Origin of the sequence: Erythrobacter sp. 3-20A1M, from assembly GCF_018636735.1 — a bacterium.
Classification (GTDB): Bacteria; Pseudomonadota; Alphaproteobacteria; order Sphingomonadales; family Sphingomonadaceae; genus Alteriqipengyuania.
On the sequence record NZ_CP045200.1, the window covers coordinates 2,029,112 to 2,046,913 of the forward strand.

At 66.3% G+C, this 17,802-nt stretch carries 19 protein-coding genes and 1 pseudogene; 7 read left to right on the forward strand and 13 right to left on the reverse strand.

Features of this window, described 5'->3' with window-relative positions:
• Window positions 1-23: 23 nt before the first annotated feature.
• The 4 genes and pseudogenes from rpsT to F7D01_RS09985 all read right to left on the reverse strand — a co-directional run bounded on the left by rpsT (window position 24) and on the right by F7D01_RS09985 (window position 3,255).
• Window positions 24-284 carry a 30S ribosomal protein S20 gene (rpsT, locus tag F7D01_RS09970; protein ID WP_215227431.1) on the reverse strand — a complete coding sequence of 87 codons (261 nt, stop codon included), beginning with the start codon at window positions 282-284 and terminating at the stop codon, window positions 24-26.
• 139 nt (window positions 285-423) lie between these two features.
• A complete protein-coding gene (gene mutM / locus F7D01_RS09975; protein WP_215227432.1) occupies window positions 424-1,239 on the reverse strand; it encodes a bifunctional DNA-formamidopyrimidine glycosylase/DNA-(apurinic or apyrimidinic site) lyase in 816 nt (271 codons plus the stop codon).
• A 2-nt stretch (window positions 1,240-1,241) separates the two neighbouring features.
• Window positions 1,242-2,161 (reverse strand): annotated as a pseudogene (locus F7D01_RS09980) (prephenate/arogenate dehydrogenase family protein).
• The gene (locus F7D01_RS09985) at window positions 2,158-3,255 is read right to left on the reverse strand and encodes a histidinol-phosphate transaminase (RefSeq protein ID WP_215227433.1); all 1,098 of its coding nucleotides are present in this window, start codon (window positions 3,253-3,255) and stop codon (window positions 2,158-2,160) included. The pseudogene F7D01_RS09980 and the gene F7D01_RS09985 overlap by 4 nt, the downstream one beginning before the upstream one ends.
• Before the next feature lie 71 nt (window positions 3,256-3,326).
• Here F7D01_RS09985 and F7D01_RS09990 point away from each other — a divergent pair, with 71 nt between their 5' ends.
• The gene (locus F7D01_RS09990; protein ID WP_215227434.1) at window positions 3,327-4,424 is read left to right on the forward strand and encodes a homoserine O-acetyltransferase; all 1,098 of its coding nucleotides are present in this window, start codon (window positions 3,327-3,329) and stop codon (window positions 4,422-4,424) included.
• On the forward strand, window positions 4,421-5,023 hold the full coding sequence (gene metW / locus F7D01_RS09995) for a methionine biosynthesis protein MetW (RefSeq protein ID WP_215227435.1): 603 nt from the start codon (window positions 4,421-4,423) through the stop codon (window positions 5,021-5,023). Before F7D01_RS09990 ends, metW begins: the two co-directional genes overlap by 4 nt.
• A gap of 244 nt (window positions 5,024-5,267) precedes the next feature.
• On the opposite strand, the gene fghA is transcribed toward metW, so the two are convergent.
• The 5 genes from fghA to F7D01_RS10020 are packed head-to-tail and all read right to left on the reverse strand — an operon-like array spanning window position 5,268 to window position 9,463.
• A complete protein-coding gene (fghA, locus tag F7D01_RS10000) occupies window positions 5,268-6,104 on the reverse strand; it encodes an S-formylglutathione hydrolase (protein WP_215227436.1) in 837 nt (278 codons plus the stop codon).
• Entirely contained in the window at window positions 6,104-6,496 is a 393-nt protein-coding gene (locus F7D01_RS10005) for a VOC family protein (protein ID WP_251566715.1), read from the reverse strand. Before F7D01_RS10005 ends, fghA begins: the two co-directional genes overlap by 1 nt.
• Before the next feature lie 17 nt (window positions 6,497-6,513).
• On the reverse strand, window positions 6,514-6,879 hold the full coding sequence (locus F7D01_RS10010; RefSeq protein ID WP_251566716.1) for a cupin domain-containing protein: 366 nt from the start codon (window positions 6,877-6,879) through the stop codon (window positions 6,514-6,516).
• Entirely contained in the window at window positions 6,880-7,986 is a 1,107-nt protein-coding gene (locus F7D01_RS10015; protein WP_215227437.1) for an S-(hydroxymethyl)glutathione dehydrogenase/class III alcohol dehydrogenase, read from the reverse strand.
• 46 nt (window positions 7,987-8,032) lie between these two features.
• Window positions 8,033-9,463, reverse strand: coding sequence for an NAD-dependent succinate-semialdehyde dehydrogenase (locus F7D01_RS10020; protein ID WP_215227438.1), 1,431 nt, complete (start codon window positions 9,461-9,463; stop codon window positions 8,033-8,035).
• 81 nt (window positions 9,464-9,544) lie between these two features.
• Here F7D01_RS10020 and F7D01_RS10025 point away from each other — a divergent pair, with 81 nt between their 5' ends.
• From F7D01_RS10025 to F7D01_RS10040, 4 genes are all read left to right on the forward strand, one after another.
• A complete protein-coding gene (locus tag F7D01_RS10025) occupies window positions 9,545-9,922 on the forward strand; it encodes a hypothetical protein (protein ID WP_251566717.1) in 378 nt (125 codons plus the stop codon).
• An 81-nt stretch (window positions 9,923-10,003) separates the two neighbouring features.
• Window positions 10,004-10,675: a glutathione S-transferase family protein gene (locus F7D01_RS10030; protein ID WP_215227439.1), complete on the forward strand. Its 672-nt coding sequence runs from the start codon at window positions 10,004-10,006 to the stop codon at window positions 10,673-10,675.
• Between the two features lie 53 nt (window positions 10,676-10,728).
• Entirely contained in the window at window positions 10,729-11,130 is a 402-nt protein-coding gene (gene msrB / locus F7D01_RS10035; RefSeq protein WP_215227440.1) for a peptide-methionine (R)-S-oxide reductase MsrB, read from the forward strand.
• 116 nt (window positions 11,131-11,246) lie between these two features.
• Window positions 11,247-13,469: a transglycosylase domain-containing protein gene (locus F7D01_RS10040; protein WP_215227441.1), complete on the forward strand. Its 2,223-nt coding sequence runs from the start codon at window positions 11,247-11,249 to the stop codon at window positions 13,467-13,469.
• A gap of 34 nt (window positions 13,470-13,503) precedes the next feature.
• On the opposite strand, the gene F7D01_RS10045 is transcribed toward F7D01_RS10040, so the two are convergent.
• The 4 genes from F7D01_RS10045 to dapD all read right to left on the reverse strand — a co-directional run bounded on the left by F7D01_RS10045 (window position 13,504) and on the right by dapD (window position 15,213).
• Window positions 13,504-13,695 carry a DUF3008 family protein gene (locus F7D01_RS10045; RefSeq protein WP_215227442.1) on the reverse strand — a complete coding sequence of 64 codons (192 nt, stop codon included), beginning with the start codon at window positions 13,693-13,695 and terminating at the stop codon, window positions 13,504-13,506.
• Complete coding sequence (locus F7D01_RS10050) at window positions 13,695-13,922, reverse strand: DUF2945 domain-containing protein (RefSeq protein ID WP_215227443.1); 228 nt, start codon at window positions 13,920-13,922, stop codon at window positions 13,695-13,697. The genes F7D01_RS10045 and F7D01_RS10050 overlap by 1 nt, the downstream gene beginning before the upstream one ends.
• 74 nt (window positions 13,923-13,996) lie before the next feature.
• Window positions 13,997-14,317, reverse strand: a complete 321-nt coding sequence (locus F7D01_RS10055) for a hypothetical protein (protein ID WP_215227444.1) — start codon at window positions 14,315-14,317, stop codon at window positions 13,997-13,999.
• Between the two features lie 74 nt (window positions 14,318-14,391).
• Entirely contained in the window at window positions 14,392-15,213 is an 822-nt protein-coding gene (dapD, locus tag F7D01_RS10060; protein WP_215227445.1) for a 2,3,4,5-tetrahydropyridine-2,6-dicarboxylate N-succinyltransferase, read from the reverse strand.
• 187 nt (window positions 15,214-15,400) lie between these two features.
• Here dapD and F7D01_RS10065 point away from each other — a divergent pair, with 187 nt between their 5' ends.
• Entirely contained in the window at window positions 15,401-17,788 is a 2,388-nt protein-coding gene (locus tag F7D01_RS10065) for a S8 family peptidase (protein WP_215227446.1), read from the forward strand.
• Window positions 17,789-17,802 lie beyond the last annotated feature (14 nt).

The following is a 17,802-nucleotide window of genomic DNA, read 5'->3' on the forward strand; positions in this document are numbered from 1 at the left end:
AAAGCCGCCGTCGCGGCCAGGCCTTACAGCGAAGCGACGCGCTTCGACAGGCGGCTCATCTTCCGCGAAGCCGTGTTCTTGTGCATGACGCCGCGAGAAACGCCGCGCGCCAGTTCAGGTTGCGCATCCTTAAGAGCGGCTTCCGCCGCCTTCTTGTCACCACCGGCGATCGCGGTCTCGACCTTCTTCACGAAGGACCGGATGCGGCTCATACGGGCGCCGTTGATCTCGGCGCGGTTGGCGTTGCGGCGGATGCGCTTCTTGGCTTGCGGCGTGTTGGCCATATCGTCTTGTCTATCCCAGTCGTGGCAGAGGGCGGGAGCCGCCTGCGAGAATCGCTCGAAACATGTGAAAACGGGCGCCGGAGCGCCGGAAAGGGCGCGACATAGTCGTGGATGGGCGAATCGTCAAGAAACTCGCGCATCATCGCTGACAGCGGGGGCAATACCATGTGCTACGCCCGCCCTGAACGATGCGTCGTACCACTCCCCCATCGGCACGGTGGCAGGATTCGCCGTCCCGCCCATAGACGTGGAAGCGGGTGGCGAAATAGCCGAGTTCGCCATCGGGCTGAGCATAGTCGCGCAGGGTCGAGCCGCCGTCGCGGATCGATTGCTCCAGAACTTCGCGGATCGCCGGAACGAGCCGCGCGAGCGCTTGGCGCGAAACCCGGCCCCCGGCCTTGCGCGGATCGATCCGTGCCTGCCACAACGCCTCGCAGACGTATATGTTGCCCAGACCCGCGACGATACGCTGGTCGAGCAGGCAGAGCTTGATCGCCTGCTTGCGGCTCGCCAACGCGGTGCGCAGGTGATCGACGGTCAGCCTATCGCCCAACGGCTCGGGTCCCATCGCAGCGAAGCTCGCCCAATCGTCGATTTCCTGGGTGGCGACGAGGTCGACCCAGCCGAATCGCCGCGGATCGCACAGGGCGAAGCGATGCCGATCGGTTTCGAGGAGCAGATGATCGTGCTTGTCCGCTTCCTCCGGGTCGATCCGCCAGCGGCCGCTCATGCCGAGATGGAAAATCATGGTCTGATCGCGGTCGGTATGGATCAGCCCGAACTTCGCGCGGCGACCAAGGCCGGTCACGCGCGCGCCGGTGAGCGACTGGACGAGGTCTACGGGAAAGGGGCGACGCATGTCGGGGCGATTGACCCGTACTCTGATCAGCCGCTCCCCCTCCAGAACGCGGGCGAGCCCGCGGACAGTGGTTTCGACTTCAGGCAGTTCGGGCATGACTAGTCCCGGTTGTCGATCGCGTGGTCGGAGCGGCCGAAATCGGCGCGTTCGTCGTCCTGACCCTGTTCTACGATGGAACGGCGGATCGCGCGCGTGCGGGTAAACAGGTCGAACAGCGTGTCGCCGTCGCTATTGCGGATCGCGCGCTGAAGCGCGGTCAGATCCTCGGTGAAGCGGCCCAGCATTTCCAGCACCGCCTCGCGATTGGCGAGGAAGACGTCGCGCCACATGGTGGGATCGCTCGCGGCGATGCGGGTGAAATCGCGAAAACCGCCGGCGGAATATTTGATGACTTCGCCGCGGGTCACCTCCTCCAGGTCGCTGGCGGTACCGACGATGGTATAAGCGATGAGATGCGGCAGGTGACTGGTCACGGCGAGTACGCGGTCGTGATGAACCGGATCCATGATCTCGACAGTAGCGCCGAGCGACTCCCATAGCGCGGAAACATCGGCCACCGCTTGCTCTGGCGCATCAGGGGCCGGGGTGAGAATGCACCAGCGATTGCGGAACAGGCTCGCAAAGCCTGCATCCGGTCCGCTGCGCTCGGTCCCGGCGACGGGATGCGCCGGAATGACCAAGTGATCGGGCAGCGCGCGGCGCAGCGCCTCTCCGACGCTTGCTTTCGAGGAGCCCACATCGCTCACGATCGCGTGCTGAGGCAAGGCATGCGCCATCTCGCGTGCGGCAGCTTCCATCGCGCCTCGGGGACGCACAGGATAACGAGGTCGGCGTGCTTAACCGCTTCGGCCGCGCTGGCGTAAACCGTGCCGACAAGTCCACGCTCGGCAGCTTGCTTTCGCACCGACGGATCGGCGTCGTAACCGGTGGTCGCGACCCGCGGCTGGCTTTCCTGCAAGGCCAGTCCGACCGAGCCGCCGAGCAAGCCGAGGCCGATGATAGCAACGCGCTGGATCATGCGCGCTCCGCCATTTCCCGGATCGTGGTCGCGATCGTATCCATGTCCTCGGCGGTTCCGACAGTGATCCGCAGTGCATGCGGAAGACCTTGTCCGGGCAAGTGTCGTATCGCGTAACCCGCCTCGGCCAAGCCGTCGCGCGCCGTTTCGGCACTGAGCGCGCCCTCGAACAGGACCAGCACGAAATTCGCCGCGCTCGGGACCGGACGGACACCGTGATTGCCCAGCGCGCGCATCGCCCCGGTGAAACGCTCCCGCTCGGTCGCGTTGTGAGCACGCGACTGCTCGACGAAATCCGAATCGCCGATCGCCGCGACCGCCGCCGCCTGCCCGCCGGTGGAAAGGTTGAATGGCCCGCGCAGGCGGTTGAGCGCATCGACCAGATGCGGTGCGCCGGTCGCCCAGCCGATCCGCTCCGCCGCCAGCCCGTGGACCTTGGAGAAGGTGCGCGTGACCAGCACGTTCGCGGCCTGTGCGGCAAGCTCCAGCCCGGCTCTCGCCGCCTGCGGGTCGCCATATTCGGCATAGGCCTGGTCCAGCACCAGCAGCGTGGTCGGGGGCAGTGCGGCATGCAGCCGTTCGACTTCGGCACCCGAGAGGCTGCTGCCGACCGGATTGTTCGGATTGTCGAGCAGCACGACCTTCACCCGCTCGTCCAGCGCGTCGATCATGGCGTCGACATCGGCGCCGTAACCGACCGGCTCGGCCATGATCGCCTCGGCTCCGACCTTGGCGGCCAGCAGGGGGTAGAGCGAGAAGGAATAGCGCGAGAAAAGCACCGCGTCGCCGCGACCGGCATAGGCCTGCACCGCGCAGCCAAGCAGTTCGCCGGAGCCGGTGCCGCACACGATGCGGGCCGGATCGATGCCGTGCGCCGCGCCGATCGCTTCGCGCAGGGCGGTCGCATCGGGATCGGGATAGCGCGCCGGATCGTGGGGCCGGGAGAGCGCCTCGCGCGCGGCATCGCTGCAGCCCAGCGGGTTCTCGTTCGCCGACAGCTTCATCAGCTCGCGGCCGCCGGCGCCGGTCGAGCGACCGGGGACGTAGGGGTGGATCGCCTCGATCCACGGCTTCAATTGCGGGCGCTGGTCCATCGGGTTGCGGCATCTAGCGGCTGGCGCGCGCGATTGACAGCCCGGACGTTCGCCCCCAAGCGAGCGCGGCCATGGCGCCCGATTTCCGCCCCCAGACGCTCGCGCTGCCCGGTCCGCTCCAACTCGACAGCGGGCAGGCGCTGCAGCATGTCGAAATCGCCTACGAGACCTATGGCGAACTCAACGATCGGCGCGACAACGCCATCCTCGTTTGTCACGCGCTGACCGGCGACCAGTACCTGGCGAGCGAGCACCCGGTCACCGGCAAGCCCGGGTGGTGGGAGCGGATGGTGGGGCCGGGCAAGCCGATCGATACCCAGCGGTTCCACGTCATCTGCGCCAACGTGATCGGCAGTTGCCTCGGCAGCACCGGCCCGGCGAGTATCGCGCCCGACGGGGCACCCTATGCCATGCGGTTCCCGGTCATTACCGTGCGCGATATGGTGCGGGGCCTCGTCGGCCTTCTCGACGGCCTCGGCATCGAGCGGCTGCACGCGGTGGTCGGGGGATCGATGGGCGGAATGCAGGCGCTCAGCCTCGCGGCGAACTGGCCGGAGCGGGCGGGGCGGGTGCTGGTGATCGCTTCCACCAGTCGGCATTCGGCGCAGAACATCGCCTTCCACGAACTGGGGCGGCAAGCGATCATGGCCGATCCCAACTGGCGCGGCGGGGACTATTATGGCGACCAGGCTGCGCCCGATGCCGGTCTCGCCGTAGCGCGGATGGCGGCGCACATCACCTATTTGTCCGAAGACGGGCTGACCGAGAAGTTCGGCCGCCGCTTGCAGGACCGGGAAGCGAAAAGCTTCGGGTTCGAGGCCGATTTCCAGGTCGAGAGCTATCTGCGGTACCAGGGCAGCGGCTTTACCCGCCGGTTCGATGCCAATTCCTACCTGTATATCACCCGAGCGATGGATTATTTCGACTTGGCCGAGGAGCATGGCGGGCGGCTGGCCGCTGCCTTCGCCGGGTCAAGCGCCCGGTTCTGCCTCGTCAGCTTCGACAGCGACTGGCTCTATCCGACGGCGGAAAGCCGCCACCTCGTCCACGCGCTGAATGCCGCCGGGGCGGAGGCGAGCTTCGTCGAGCTATCCGCTCCCTTCGGGCACGACAGCTTCCTGCTCGACGTACCCGCGCTCGACCGGGTGGTGGCGGGGTTCATCGAATGAGCCAGGCAAAGCAGTTGCGCCCCGACCTCGCCGCGATCCTGGAGCGGGTCGATCCGGGCACGCGCGCGCTCGACGTAGGGTGCGGTGATGGTGTGTTGATGGCTGCGCTCAGGGCCAAGGGGGTCGATGCGCGGGGGATCGAGATCGATCCGGCCTGCGTCGCGACGTGCGTCGGGCAGGGGCTGTCGGTGGTGCAGGGCGATGCCGACCGCGACCTGACCTTCTATCCCGATGGCGCTTTCGATTACGCGATCCTGAGCCAGACATTGCAGACCGCGGCGCGGCCCGATCGGATGCTGGAGGAGCTTCTGCGCGTGGGCGCGCGCGCCTTCGTTTCCTTCCCCAATTTCGCGCATTGGCGGATGCGCTGGTCGCTGCTTCGCCATGGCCGCATGCCGGTGACGCGGCACCTGCCGGTGACCTGGTACGAAACGCAGAACATCCACCATGTGACCGTCCGCGACTTTCGCGAGCTGGCACGGGCCAAGGGCGGGCGGATCGAGCGCGAGTGGTTCTTCGCCAGCGAGACGCCGGTCGGTGCCGCGGGAGCGAACTGGCGCGCCGAATACGCGCTGTTCGAGGTCAGCGGGCGCGGGTGACGAAAGTTACACCCTGTCACTTTCGCGCCGGCGGGTTAAATCACTGATATACATGAGAGATTGGCCTGCCGCCGTACGCGGACGGACAGGGGGTGGGGCGCGAAAACCTCGAGCGGGGCGATCCGGCAATAGGAAAGAGCGGTGCGTGTCTAGCGCCGCGTCATGGTGTAGGAAAATGCCTCGCTTTCCCGGCAGGCGCGTCGCCCAAAGGCGCTCCCCCAGCCTGGGGTGACGACATAGAGCCTCAGGCTTTTAGCCGCCCCGCATGCCAGGCGACATGTTCGGCGAGGAAGGTCGAGATAAAGTAGTAGGAATGGTCGTACCCCTCCTGCATCCGGATTTTCGCTTCGATCCCGGCTTTCTCGCACGCTTCGCGCAGCAGGTCGGGGCGCAATTGCCCCTCCTCAAGGAAATTGTCGGCGGTCCCCTGATCGACCAGCAGGTTCGGCAGCCGCGCACCGTTCCCGATCAGGGCAACGGCATCGTATTCGCGCCAGTCCGCGCGATCGCTTCCGAGATAGGCGGAAAACGCCTTCTCCCCCCACGGCACCTGCGCCGGTGCGCAGATCGGCGCGAAGGCGCTGACCGAGCGGAACCGGTGGGGGTTGCGCAATGCAAAGGTCAGCGCGCCGTGCCCGCCCATCGAGTGGCCGGTTACCGATTGCCGGTCCATGTCGACCGGAAACTGTCGCTCGATCAGCGCGGGCAGTTCGCGCTCGATATAGGAGCGCATGCGGAAATTGTCCGCCCACGGGTCCCGCGTCGCATCGAGATAGAAGCCCGCGCCCTGGCCCATGTCGTATCCGTCCGCATCGGGCACACCCTCGCCGCGCGGGGATGTATCGGGTGCGACGAAGACGATGCCGTGTTCGGCGCAGGCGGCGCGGTATTCGCCCTTTTCCGTCACGTTTGCGTGGGTGCAGGTGAGGCCGGAGAGATACCACAGCACCGGCAGCTTCTCCCCCGGCTCGTGATCGGGGACGAAGACCGAGAACGTCATCTCGGTCCCGGTTTCCCGGCTATCGTGCGAATAGACGCCCTGCGTCCCGCCGTGGCTCCGGTTCTCGCTGACGGTTTCCATCACGATGCGCGGTGGATGCCGCAGATCTTGTGGCCGTCGGGATCGCGGAAATAGCACAGATACATCGAACCCATGCTCGCTTCCCGCAGGCCCGGAGGGCCCTCGATCGAGGTCGCGCCGTTCGCCACCGCAACATCGTGAAATTCGGTCACCTGTTCGGGCGAATCGCATTTGAAGCCGATGGTCATCCCGTTGGCGCATTCGGCCGGTTCGTCGTTGATCGGCTGGGTCAGTGCGAAGACGTCGCCATCATGCATGTAGAAATAGCGGACATGGCCGCTCGCCGCGACGTTCTTCATCGGCTCGCGCACGCCCAGGGTGGCGAGCACGGTATCGTAGAATTTCTTCGACTTCTCGATGTCGTTCGACCCGAGCATGATGTGATTGAGCACGTCGCTTTCCTCTTCCGTCAGATGGGTGTGGCTACCGTAGCCGTAGCATGGTCTCCGGTGTTTGCAGTGCCACTCGGCTCGATGATCAGTAGCTTCGCCTCGCCCTGGCGCGCGACCGGTCGATGCTCGACTCCACGCGGCACCACGAACAGTTCACCAGGGCCAAGCTTTACGGTTCGGTCGCGCAGTTCGATTTCGATCCTGCCTTCCAGCACGAGGAAGAGATCGTCGGTCTCTTCGTGCGTATGCCAGACGAATTCGCCTTCGACCCTCACGATACGGATGTCGTTATCGTTATATTGCCCGACGATACGCGGCGCCCAATGCGCCTCTATTCCTTCGAACTTGGCGGCGAGATTGACCGGGTCCTGCACGGTCGGCACTCAGTAGATCACGACGCCGCGGATGCTCTCGCCCTTCTCCATCAGGTCGAAGCCGTGATTGATCTCGTCCAGACTGAAGCGGTGGGTGATGAGCGGGTCGATCTGGATCTTCTCGTCCATGTACCAGTCGACGATCTTGGGCACGTCGGTGCGCCCCTTCGCCCCGCCGAATGCGGTGCCGCGCCAGTTGCGCCCGGTCACTAGCTGGAAGGGGCGTGTCTCGATCGTCGCGCCCGCCTCAGCCACGCCGATGATCACGCTGGTGCCCCAACCCTTATGGCAGCATTCCAGCGCCTGGCGCATCACGTTCGTATTGCCGATGCATTCGAAGCTGTAATCGACCCCGCCGCCCGTCATCTCGATAATCTTCGCGACGACGTCGTCCGTCTCCTTGGCATTGACGAAATGGCTCATGCCGAACTTGCGGCCCCATTCCTCGCGGTCCGAATTGAGATCGACGCCGATGATCATGCCCGCGCCGGCCAGCTTTGCGCCCTGGATGACGTTGAGGCCGATCCCGCCCAGGCCGAACACCGCCACGGTGTCGCCGGGGCGCACGTCGGCGGTGTTGACCACCGCGCCCACGCCCGTGGTGACGCCGCAGCCGACATAGCAGGTAGTGTCGAAGGGGGCGTCCTCGCGAATCTTCGCCACCGCGATTTCGGGCAGGACGGTGAAGTTCGAGAAGGTCGACGTGCCCATGTAGTGGTGGATCGTCTGACCCTTGTACGAGAAGCGGCTGGTCCCGTCGGGCATCAGCCCCTTGCCCTGCGTCTCGCGGATTGCGCTGCACAGATTGGTCTTGCCCGACAGGCACATCTTACACTGGCGGCATTCGGGGGTGTAAAGCGGGATGACGTGATCGTCGGGCTTCACGCTGGTGACGCCCGGGCCGACCTCGCGCACCACGCCGCACCCCTCGTGGCCGAGGATGGAAGGGAACAACCCTTCCGAATCCTTGCCCGAGAGGGTGTAGAGATCGGTGTGGCAAAGCCCGGTCGCCATCAGTTCGACCAGGACTTCGCCCTCCTTCGGCCCCTCGAGATCGACCTCGACGACTTCCAGGGGCTGCTTGGCTTCGAACGCGACGGCGGCGCGGGTTTTCATGCACGGGTCTCCATTGGCGGGAGTGGTAAGAGGATGATGGCGGCGACTAGCCTTCGTGGATGGTCTTGGGAACCATGCACGCCATCACACCCTCGCGGCCGTCCTCGCTCCCGTGGCCGGACCACTTGACCCCGCCGAAGGGGGCATCGGCCGCGCTGACGCCGCCGGTATTGATCGCCAGCATCCCCGCCTCGACTTCCGCGGCAAGCCGGCGGCGGCGGGCGACGTCGTTGGTCCAGGCATAGGCCGCTAGGCCATAGGGCAGGCGGTTTGCCTCCTCGATCATGGCGTCCTCGCCCTTCATCGGGTTGAGGATCGCGACCGGGCCGAACGGCTCCTCGTTCATGATCTCGGCATCGGTCGGGACTTCGGTCAGCACCGAAGGCTCGAAGAAATTGCCCAGATTGCCGATCCGTTCGCCGCCCAGCGCCAGGTTGGCGCCCTTGTCCTTCGCATCGGCGATCTTGGACGCGACGCCGTCGGGGCCGCGTTCGCTCGCCATCGGGCCCATCTGCGTCCCATCTTCCCAGCCGTTACCGACCTTCACCGCCTTCGCGCGTTCGACGAAGCCGTCGCGGAACTTTTCGAAAATGTTCTCCTCGATCAGGAAGCGGGTCGGGCTGACGCAGACCTGTCCGGCATTGCGGTACTTGTTGGCGACCATCGTATCGAGCGTCTTGTCGAGATCGGCATCCTCGAACACCAGCACCGGGGCGTGTCCACCCAGTTCCATGGTGGTGATCTTCAGATCCTCGGCCGCCAGTTTCGACAGGTGCTTGCCCACTTCGGTCGAGCCGGTGAAGGTCACCTTGCGGATGATCGGGGAGGCGAGCAGATGGCGGCTGACCTCGTCCGGCACGCCGAAGACGCACTGGACCACGTCGCCGGGCACGCCCGCGTCGAGCAGGGCCTGCACCAGCGCGATGCCCGCAGCCGGGGTTTCCTCGCTCGGCTTGACGATGGTGGAGCAGCCCGCAGCGAGCGCGCCGCCGATCTTGCGCATGACGTTGAGCACGGGGAAGTTCCACGCCGAAAAGCCTGCCACGGGGCCGACCGGGTGATACTGCACCTCGGCCCGTGCGCCTTCGGGGCGGACCAGCGTGCGGCCGTAGATGCGCTTGCACTCGCCGGCATAGAATTCGAGCAGCATGGCCGAATACATCGTCTCGCCCTTGGCCTCGGCCAGCGGCTTGCCCTGCTCATAGGTCAGCGCCTCGGCGATGTCGCCCGCGCGCTCTTTCAGAAGGCCTGCAGCCTTGCGCAGGATCGCCTCGCGCTTGTCCGCACTGGTCTTGCGCCATTCGTGAAAGCCCTTCTCGGCATTCTCCAACGCCTGGTCGAGATCGGCGGTGCTGGCCGAGGGGAGGGCGGCGAGCGTCTCGCCATTGGCGGGATTTTTCACCTCGATCGTGTCGCGACCGTCGCCGGTGATAGCGCTACCACCGATCAGCATCTTCAGTTCGGGATAATTGCTCATGTGCAGGTTCCTCCGTCCGGGGTTCGAAATTCTCTGCGGCCCGTTGGCGCAGGTTAAGTCTCGTGGCACTAACGGGCCGGGATGGCCTTTCGTTTCCAAGCAGTCGCGGCAGCGCTTATCGCGGTCTCGCTCCCGGCGCAAATCGCCGCGCAGGCATCCGCGCCGCCGCCCGCAATCTCGCTCGAACAGCGCACGCTGCTGCGCTGCGCCGCCGCCTTCGCGCTGGTCGCGCACGATCAGGCCGCGGGCGACCCCGGGGCCTCGAAATGGCCGGACCTGCGCGAGCGGGGGCGTGAGTTCTTCGTCCGCGCCTCCGCCCAGCTGATGGACGAGGCCGGCCTGACCCGCGCCCAGGTCGCCGCGCTGATGGAAGAGGCGGCGCGCGATTTCCGCCAGCAGGACACGCTCGAGCGCGCGATGCCGCCGTGCCTGCTGACGCTGGAGGCCTCCGGCATCTGACATGGCGGACGTCTGATTTAGCCGGGTTTTTGCACGCGGCCCCGTTTACCGCGCCGCGCCCATGCGGCATGGGGAGGTGCCATGTGGATGCTTCACCAGTTCCCGCTCTGTCCCTTCAGTCGCAAGGTCCGCCTGCTCATGGGGGAGAAGGGCATCGGCTACGAGCTCGTTCGGACGGATCCGTGGGATGCGGGGGACGATTTCTGGGCCGCGAACCCCGCAGGCCGCGTCCCTGTGCTGGAGGATCGCGAGCGCCGTATCGCGCTGTGCGACAGCCGGGCGATCTGCGAATATCTGGAAGAGACGGTCGACAAGAGCCCGCTGATCAACGGCACCGCCGCGAACCGGGCGGAAATCCGCCGGCTGGTCGCGCTGTTCGATGAAACGCTGTTCGGCGACGTCACCATGCCGCTGCTGCACGAGCGGATGAAGAAGCGGCTGGTGATGCGCGAGCCGCCCGATTCGCGCGTGTTGCGCGAGGCGATGAAGCTGGCGCACGCCCATCTCGACTATCTCGACTGGCTGGTCGACAATCGCAGCTGGCTGGCCGGATCGCAGATGAGCGTCGCCGACCTGGCTGCCGCGGCGCATATCTCGGTCGCGGACTATCTGGGCGGGATCGATTGGAAAGGGCACGATTCGACGCGCGGCTGGTACTACGCCTTCAAGAGCCGGCCCAGTTTCCGCGCCCTGCTGGCGGAACGGATGGACGGGATCCGTCCGCCCGAGCAATACGCCGATCTCGACGGATAATTGCGGCTTTCGCGTTGGCCCCCATATGGGAAACCGACGCGAAGGAGATTGCGATGACCGACAAGCTGGAACTGACCGACGAGCAATGGCGCGAGCGCCTGAGCCCCGAGCAATATCATGTGCTGCGCGAGGCCGGTACCGAGCGCGCCTTCACCGGCAAGTACGACAAGAACAAGCAGGCGGGCGAATATCACTGCGCCGCATGCGGCAGCCTCGTCTTCGAGAGCGAGGACAAGTACGACAGCGGCTCTGGCTGGCCCAGCTTCGTGCGCCCGGCCGATGGCGACGCGGTGGAAGAGCACAGCGACACCAGCCACGGCATGGTGCGGACCGAGGTCGTCTGCGCGAATTGCGAAAGCCATCTGGGGCATCTCTTCCCCGACGGTCCGCAGCCGACCGGCCTGCGCTATTGCATCAACAGCGCCGCGCTCCAGTTCGAACCGGAAGACGCCTGACGCCGCCGCCCGCCCTTCCGGCTTTGCCGTTCACGCCGCATTACGCTAGGCGCTGGCACCGGTCCCGTTCGGATCGTATCGGATAGCGGCGGGTGACACCCCGCTGGAGGGAATGAATGGCGCAACGGCGCGGCGGTGGCGGCAACCGCAAGGGCAAGGGGCGCAAGCCACAGGCCAAGCAGGGCAGCGGGTTCTGGAAATGGACCCGGCGGCTGGTCGGCTGGGGTGCGGTGCTGGCCGGGCTCGGCGCGCTGTTCCTAGGCATCGCGGTGCTGTTCGCAGCCAAGGAGCTGCCCAGCTTCTCCCAATTGAAGGCGACCCAGAACGCGCAGACCATCGTGGTGCGCGCCCGCGACGGGACGGAGATCGTGGAACTGGGGCCGAGCTACGGCAAATGGCTCGACAGCTCCGAAATCCCGCAGGTGATGAAGGATGCGATGATCTCGGTCGAGGACCGGAGGTTCTATTCGCACCCCGGCGTCGATCCCTACGGCCTGGCGCGCGCGCTGTACGTGGCGATGACCGGAGACAAGCGCATCGCCGCGACATCGACCATCACCCAGCAGCTGGCGCGTAACATCTTCCTCAATTCGAACCGCTCGCTCGACCGCAAGATGCGCGAAGGGGTCCTGGCGCTGGCGCTGGAGGCGAAATTCTCCAAGCAGCAGATCCTCGAACTCTATCTCAACAAAGTCTATTTCGGCGGCGGAGCATACGGCATCGACAGCGCCAGCCGGAAATTCTTCAGCCATCCCGGCACCGAGCTCAACACCGCCGAGGCGGCGATCATCGCCGGATTGGTGAAGGCCCCCAGCCGCTATTCGCCCACCGCCGACGTCGACGCGGCGGTCGACCGGGCGCAGGTCGTGCTTCGCCTGATGCGCGAACAGGGCCGGATCAGCGCGGCGCAGGCATCGGTCGACCCTTCCGCGGTGAAGCTGAAGAAGGACGCGAGCCAGAACTCGGTGCGCTATTTTACCGACTGGGCACTGCCCCAGCTCGACGTGCTGTTGCCCGAGACCTTCGAACCGATCGAGGTCTGGACCACGCTCGATGTCGGGATGCAGCGGGCGGCGACCGCCGCGGTGAAGGCGAACGCACCCAAGGGCGCGCAGGGCGCGCTGGTCAGCCTCGACCGCGACGGCGCGGTGCTGGCGCTCGTCGGCGGGACCGATTACGTGAAGACCAGCTTCAACCGGGCGACCTCCGCGCAGCGCCAGCCTGGCTCTGCATGGAAGCTGTTCGTCTATCTCGCCGCGCTGGAGGCGGGCTACAAGCCCGACGACCGGGTTGTGGACGGGCCGGTCACGATCAAGGGGTGGAGCCCCAAGAATTCGGGGGGCGGCTATGCGGGCGAGATGAACGTGCGCAGCGCCTTCGCCTATTCGAAGAACACCGTCGCGGCGCAACTGGGCAACGAGGTCGGGTTCGACAATGTCGCGGCGATGGCCCGCCGGTTTGGCATCACCACCGATATATCCACCTATCCGGCGATGGTGCTGGGCAGTTCGACCGTGCGGCTGATCGACATGACCCGCGCCTTCGCCGGGATTTCGGCGGGCGGCAAATCGGTAGAGCCCTATGGCATCGTGAAGGTCACGACCGCCAGCGGGCGCACCGTCTATGAACATGAGCCCGAGCGGCAGGTGAAGCTGGTGGCGGACTATATTGCGATGGAGATGACCGATCTCCTCCAGACCGCGGTTGCCACCGGGACCGGACGTGCGGCCCAGATCGGCCGGCCCGTAGCGGGCAAGACGGGCACCACCAGCTCCAACAAGGATGGCTATTTCGTCGGCTTCTCCAGCGGGATCACCACCGGCGTATGGATGGGGCGCGACGACAACCGGGCGGTCGGCGGCCTGTCCGGTGGGCGGGCCCCCGCGCAGGCATTCGCGGCCTATATGCGGTACGCGGTGAAGGATCGGCCGGTGGAGGAATTCGAGACCGACGTGGAACTGCCCGAATGGCAGACCGAGCCGGACGACGAGTTCTATTTCGGCGACCCGGACGAGTATTACTATATCGACGAGCAGGGCAATCTGGTTGAACCGGGGCGGCGCGCGCCGGACGATAATGGAAATGCCTCACCCGCAGTACCCACGCCCGGTGCCCCCGGCTCCACCCAGCGTCGCCCGGACGTGGGCGAGGACGGTGCTCCGCAGGCGGCGGGTGACGATTTTCTGGAACGCGCGACCGGGCGGCGGCTGCCCGCCTCGCCATCGCCGCGTCCCGCCCCGCGCCCCAACCCGAGTGCGCTGGAGCCTGCACCCGGTGGACGGGAGCCGGTCTCACGACCCGACGGGAGCGTCACCTACCGTTCTCCCGCACCGCAATAGGCGGGGGAGGGAAGGGCGTGCGCGCCCGGACGACTTAATCGTCGTCGTCGACCTTATCGGGCAGGCCTTCGCGATCGGTGGAGGCGTAATCCTCCAGCTCGTCCTCGCTCATGCTGTCGTACATCTGCTTGGATGCACCCTGCAGATCGGAAACCTTGGTTTCGCCCCGCTTCGCGGACAGGGCCGCGCCTGCGGCTTTCTGCTGTGCTTTCGATTTTGCCGGCATCAGTCCTGCGCCTCCAGTTCGGATCCGCGCTTCAGCACCTTGTCGCCATCGTCCTGCTTGATCAGATATGCGGGGTTGTCGGAATCGCCGTCCTTGGTGATCTCGCTGCCCTGCAGGGTGCGAGTCACCTCGCGCTCGAAGCGCTCCTTGATCTGGCCCTTGCCCGTGCCGTTGCCCCAGTTCCACTGGACATATTGCCCGGTCTGGAAACTGTTGGAATTGCTCATCGAATACCTCCTTCGCCGCTCCTCGACGTCATCCGAAACGGCGAGGGGGAGAAGGAGGTTCCATCAGAAGCGGATCAGGTCGCGGGGGTCGTGGGATCGTTGTCGATAACCTCCAGCCCGTTATCGAGCTGGTTCTGATCCGCCGCCACGCCTTCCCCGGCATCCGCCCCGTCGCCGACGATGCTGTCGTCGTTGGCCTGCGCCTCGATATTGCCGGATGCGGTAATCTCTTCTTCCTGGTCGCCCTGCGTCAGCGCGCCGGTCATCCAGATCACGGTCAGGAGAACGATCGCCAGCAGGGTGCCGATGATCAGTACCCAGCGGACCACACCTTCCTTGCTGCCGCCGCTGGCGCGGGTTTCGTCGATATGCGTGTTGTCGTTACGGTCGGCCATGATCGTGGTCCCCTCGGATTGTATGCCGGTCATAAGCGCGCGGCATGTAAGCATGTTCCCTGGCAGGCTGCGCGTCAATCGCGCAGCAGCTCGTTGATACCCGTCTTGGCCCGCGTCTGCTCGTCGACCGTCTTCACGATCACCGCGCAGGCAAGCGACGGCTTGCCCGCCTCGCCCGGCAGCGATCCGGGTACGACCACCGAATAGGGCGGGATATGGCCGCGGATTACTTCGCCGCTATCGCGATAGACGATCCTGGTAGAGGCGGTAATGAACACGCCCATGGCGACCACGCAGCCCTCGCCGACCTGCACGCCCTCGACGATTTCGGACCGAGCGCCGATGAAGCAATTGTCGCCGATGATCGTGGGATTGGCCTGCAGCGGCTCGAGCACGCCGCCGATCCCGGCCCCGGCGGAGATATGGCAGTTCTTGCCCACTTGCGCGCAGCTCCCGACGCTGGCCCAAGTGTCGATCATGCTGCCGTCGCCGACATGGGCGCCGATATTGACGAAGCTGGGCATCAGTACGGTGCCCTTGCCGATATGGCTGCCCCGGCGCACGATCGCTCCCGGCACGACGCGAAAGCCCGCCTCGCGGAACCGCGCCTCATCCCAGCCAGCGAACTTGCTCGGCACCTTGTCGAACGCGGGCGCGCCGACCGCACCTTCGATCACGGCGTTGTCGCGCAGGCGGAAGGACAGCAGAACCGCCTTCTTCAGCCATTGATTGACTTGCCAGCCGCCGGTTCCGTCGGGCTCGGCCACGCGGCGTTCGCCCCCGTCGAGCAGAGCGATTGCTTCCTCGACCGCTTGCGCGACCTCGCGGCTGTCGGGGGTGACGTTCGCGCGATCTTCCCACGCGGCATCGATCGCACTCTGGAGCGCCTGTGTCATTCCTGCGGGTACCTCGCGTCGCTTTTTCGGGCTTCGCGCGCTGCTAGCGGCGCGCCGGGCGAGAGACAAGCGGGGCACCGACAAATCCCCACCGCCCACGCAGGGCGATGTTAACCATATCGATAGCATCGTGATGATAGACAATCGACCACATCGCCATCGAGGACTGACCTTTCAGGGATCGCACATGACATCGACCAATAATCGGGCCCGCCTCGGCGGTGCCGCCGCCATAGCCGCGATGGTTACATTGAGCGCATGCGGTGGCGGTGGCGGCGGTGGGGGCGGGGTGATCAGCACCCCCGCGCCGCAGCCGCCGGTAACCCCGGCACCGACGCCTCCCCCCCCTCCGCCCCCCCCTCCGCCCCCGCCGCCGCCCCCGAACTTCAACACCGCGGAATATCGCCGATCGGACGGCCCGGCCTATCACAACGCGATCACCGCGTGGCAGCAGGGCGCGACCGGCAAGGATACCGCGATCGCGATCATCGATACCGGGATCGATCAGGACAATCCCGAATTCGCCGGCCGCATCCTCGCCGGCTCCGGCGACGTCGCGGGCAATCGTTCGCTCGATGGGGAGGACGATCACGGCACCAATGTCGCGCTGGTCGCGGCGGCCGCGCGCAACGATACCGGCGTCGTCGGCATCGCCTACAACGCCAATCTGCTGATCTATCGCGCCGACACGCCGGGCACCTGCGCCGGTCCGGACGATCCCGACGATGTCGAGTGCACCTTCTCCGATCGGGACATCGCGACCGGGATAGACCGTGCGGTTGCGGCAGGGGCGAGGGTGGTCAATCTGAGCCTTGGCGGCGGCAGCCCCAGCCAGCAATTGCGCACCGCGGTCAACCGCGCCGCGGCTGCCGGGGTGGTGATCATCGTCGCTGCCGGCAACGATGGCGACTCGACCGAACCCGATCTCGATCCCGACAACCCCGATCCCTTCGGCCGCGGCATCCTGCAGTCAGGCAGTGGTTCGGTCATCATCGTCGGCTCGGTCGATGAGAATGGCGAGTTTTCGGACTTCAGCAACCGCGCTGGGGCGGAAGCCGCGTCGTTCCTGTCGGCGCGGGGGGAATCGATCTGCTGCGTCTATGAGGACGGGACGCTGAAGGTCACCAATCGCGACGGTCAGCAGTTCGTCTCGCTGTTTTCAGGCACCAGCTTCTCCGCCCCGCAAGTTTCGGGCGCGGTCGCACTGCTGGCGCAAGCCTTCCCCAACCTGACCGGGCAGCAGATCGTCACGCTGCTGCTCGATACCGCGCGCGATGCCGGGGCCGCGGGGACCGATGCGATCTACGGGCGCGGTATCCTGGACATCGCAGCAGCCTTCGCGCCGCAGGGCCGGACCACGCTGGCGGGGACGGGCACCGCTTTCGCCCTTGCCGACGATATGCTGGTTGGTTCGGGCGCGATGGGAGACGCATTGGCCACGAGTTCGCTCAAGACCGTCATGCTCGACAAATACGATCGCGCCTACGGCATCGACCTGGGTGCCGCGGCGCGGGGCGCGGCCGTGGAGCGTCGCCTGCGCGCTGCGGTCGGCACCTCGACCCGGCGCATCGTCGCCGGCAATGCGAAGGTCAGCCTGGCCTTCACGGTCGCCGCGTCGGGTGACACCGCCGCCCTCTCCAACCCCCTGCGGCTCGCGCCCGGCGATGCGGAGAAAGCGCGCGTGCTCGCTGGCAGGGTCGCGATGCGACTGAGCCCGGAAACGCAGCTGGGCTTCGCCTTCTCGGAAGGTCCCGAAGGGCTCGCCGCGCATATGCAGGGGCAGGATCGCCCCGCCTTCATGATCGCTGGCGATGCCGCCGGTGACACCGGCTTCGAGAAAAGCGAGGGCTCTGCCGTCGCGCTGCGCCGGTCGCTGGGCGCGACGGGCCTGACGCTGACGGCGGGCGGAGGCGATGTGTGGCTGGGCAATTACCGCCTCGGGATCGACGTCACGGGTACGCGCCGCGAACGCTATCCGTTCACCCGCTTCGGCGTGGCGGCGGATCGGCAGATCGGCCCGGTCTCGGCCAATGTCGGGATCGAATGGCTGCGCGAGGATCGCACCGTGCTGGGTGCGTATCTGAACGACAGCTTCGGTGCGCGCGGTGCCGACAGTCTGTTCCTAGATACTTCGATCGGGCTCGACCTCGCGAGCGATCTGCGGCTTGGCGCTTCGCTGCGTCAAGGCATGACCCGCGCGCATAGCGGCGGCCTGGTGGCGGGCGGATCGACCATGCGCAGCGCGGCATGGTCGCTCGACCTGGTCCGCGAGAACACCCTGCGCCGGGGGGATGCGTTCGGTTTCCGCCTTTCGCAGCCCCTGCGGGTGGAAGCAGGCGGGCTCTCGCTCAACCTGCCGGTCGATTACGACTACGCCACGCAGGAAACCCAGTTCGGCATCCGCACCCTGTCGCTGGCACCCAGCGGACGCGAGGTGATGGGCGAGCTCAACTGGCGCACCCCGCTATGGGGTGGCGGGTTCTCGGCCAGCGCCTTCTATCGTCGCCAGCCGGGCCATTATGCGCAGGCACCCGATGATCAGGGCCTGCTCGTGCGTTTCAGCCGCGGCTTCTAACCTTGCGAGGAAGG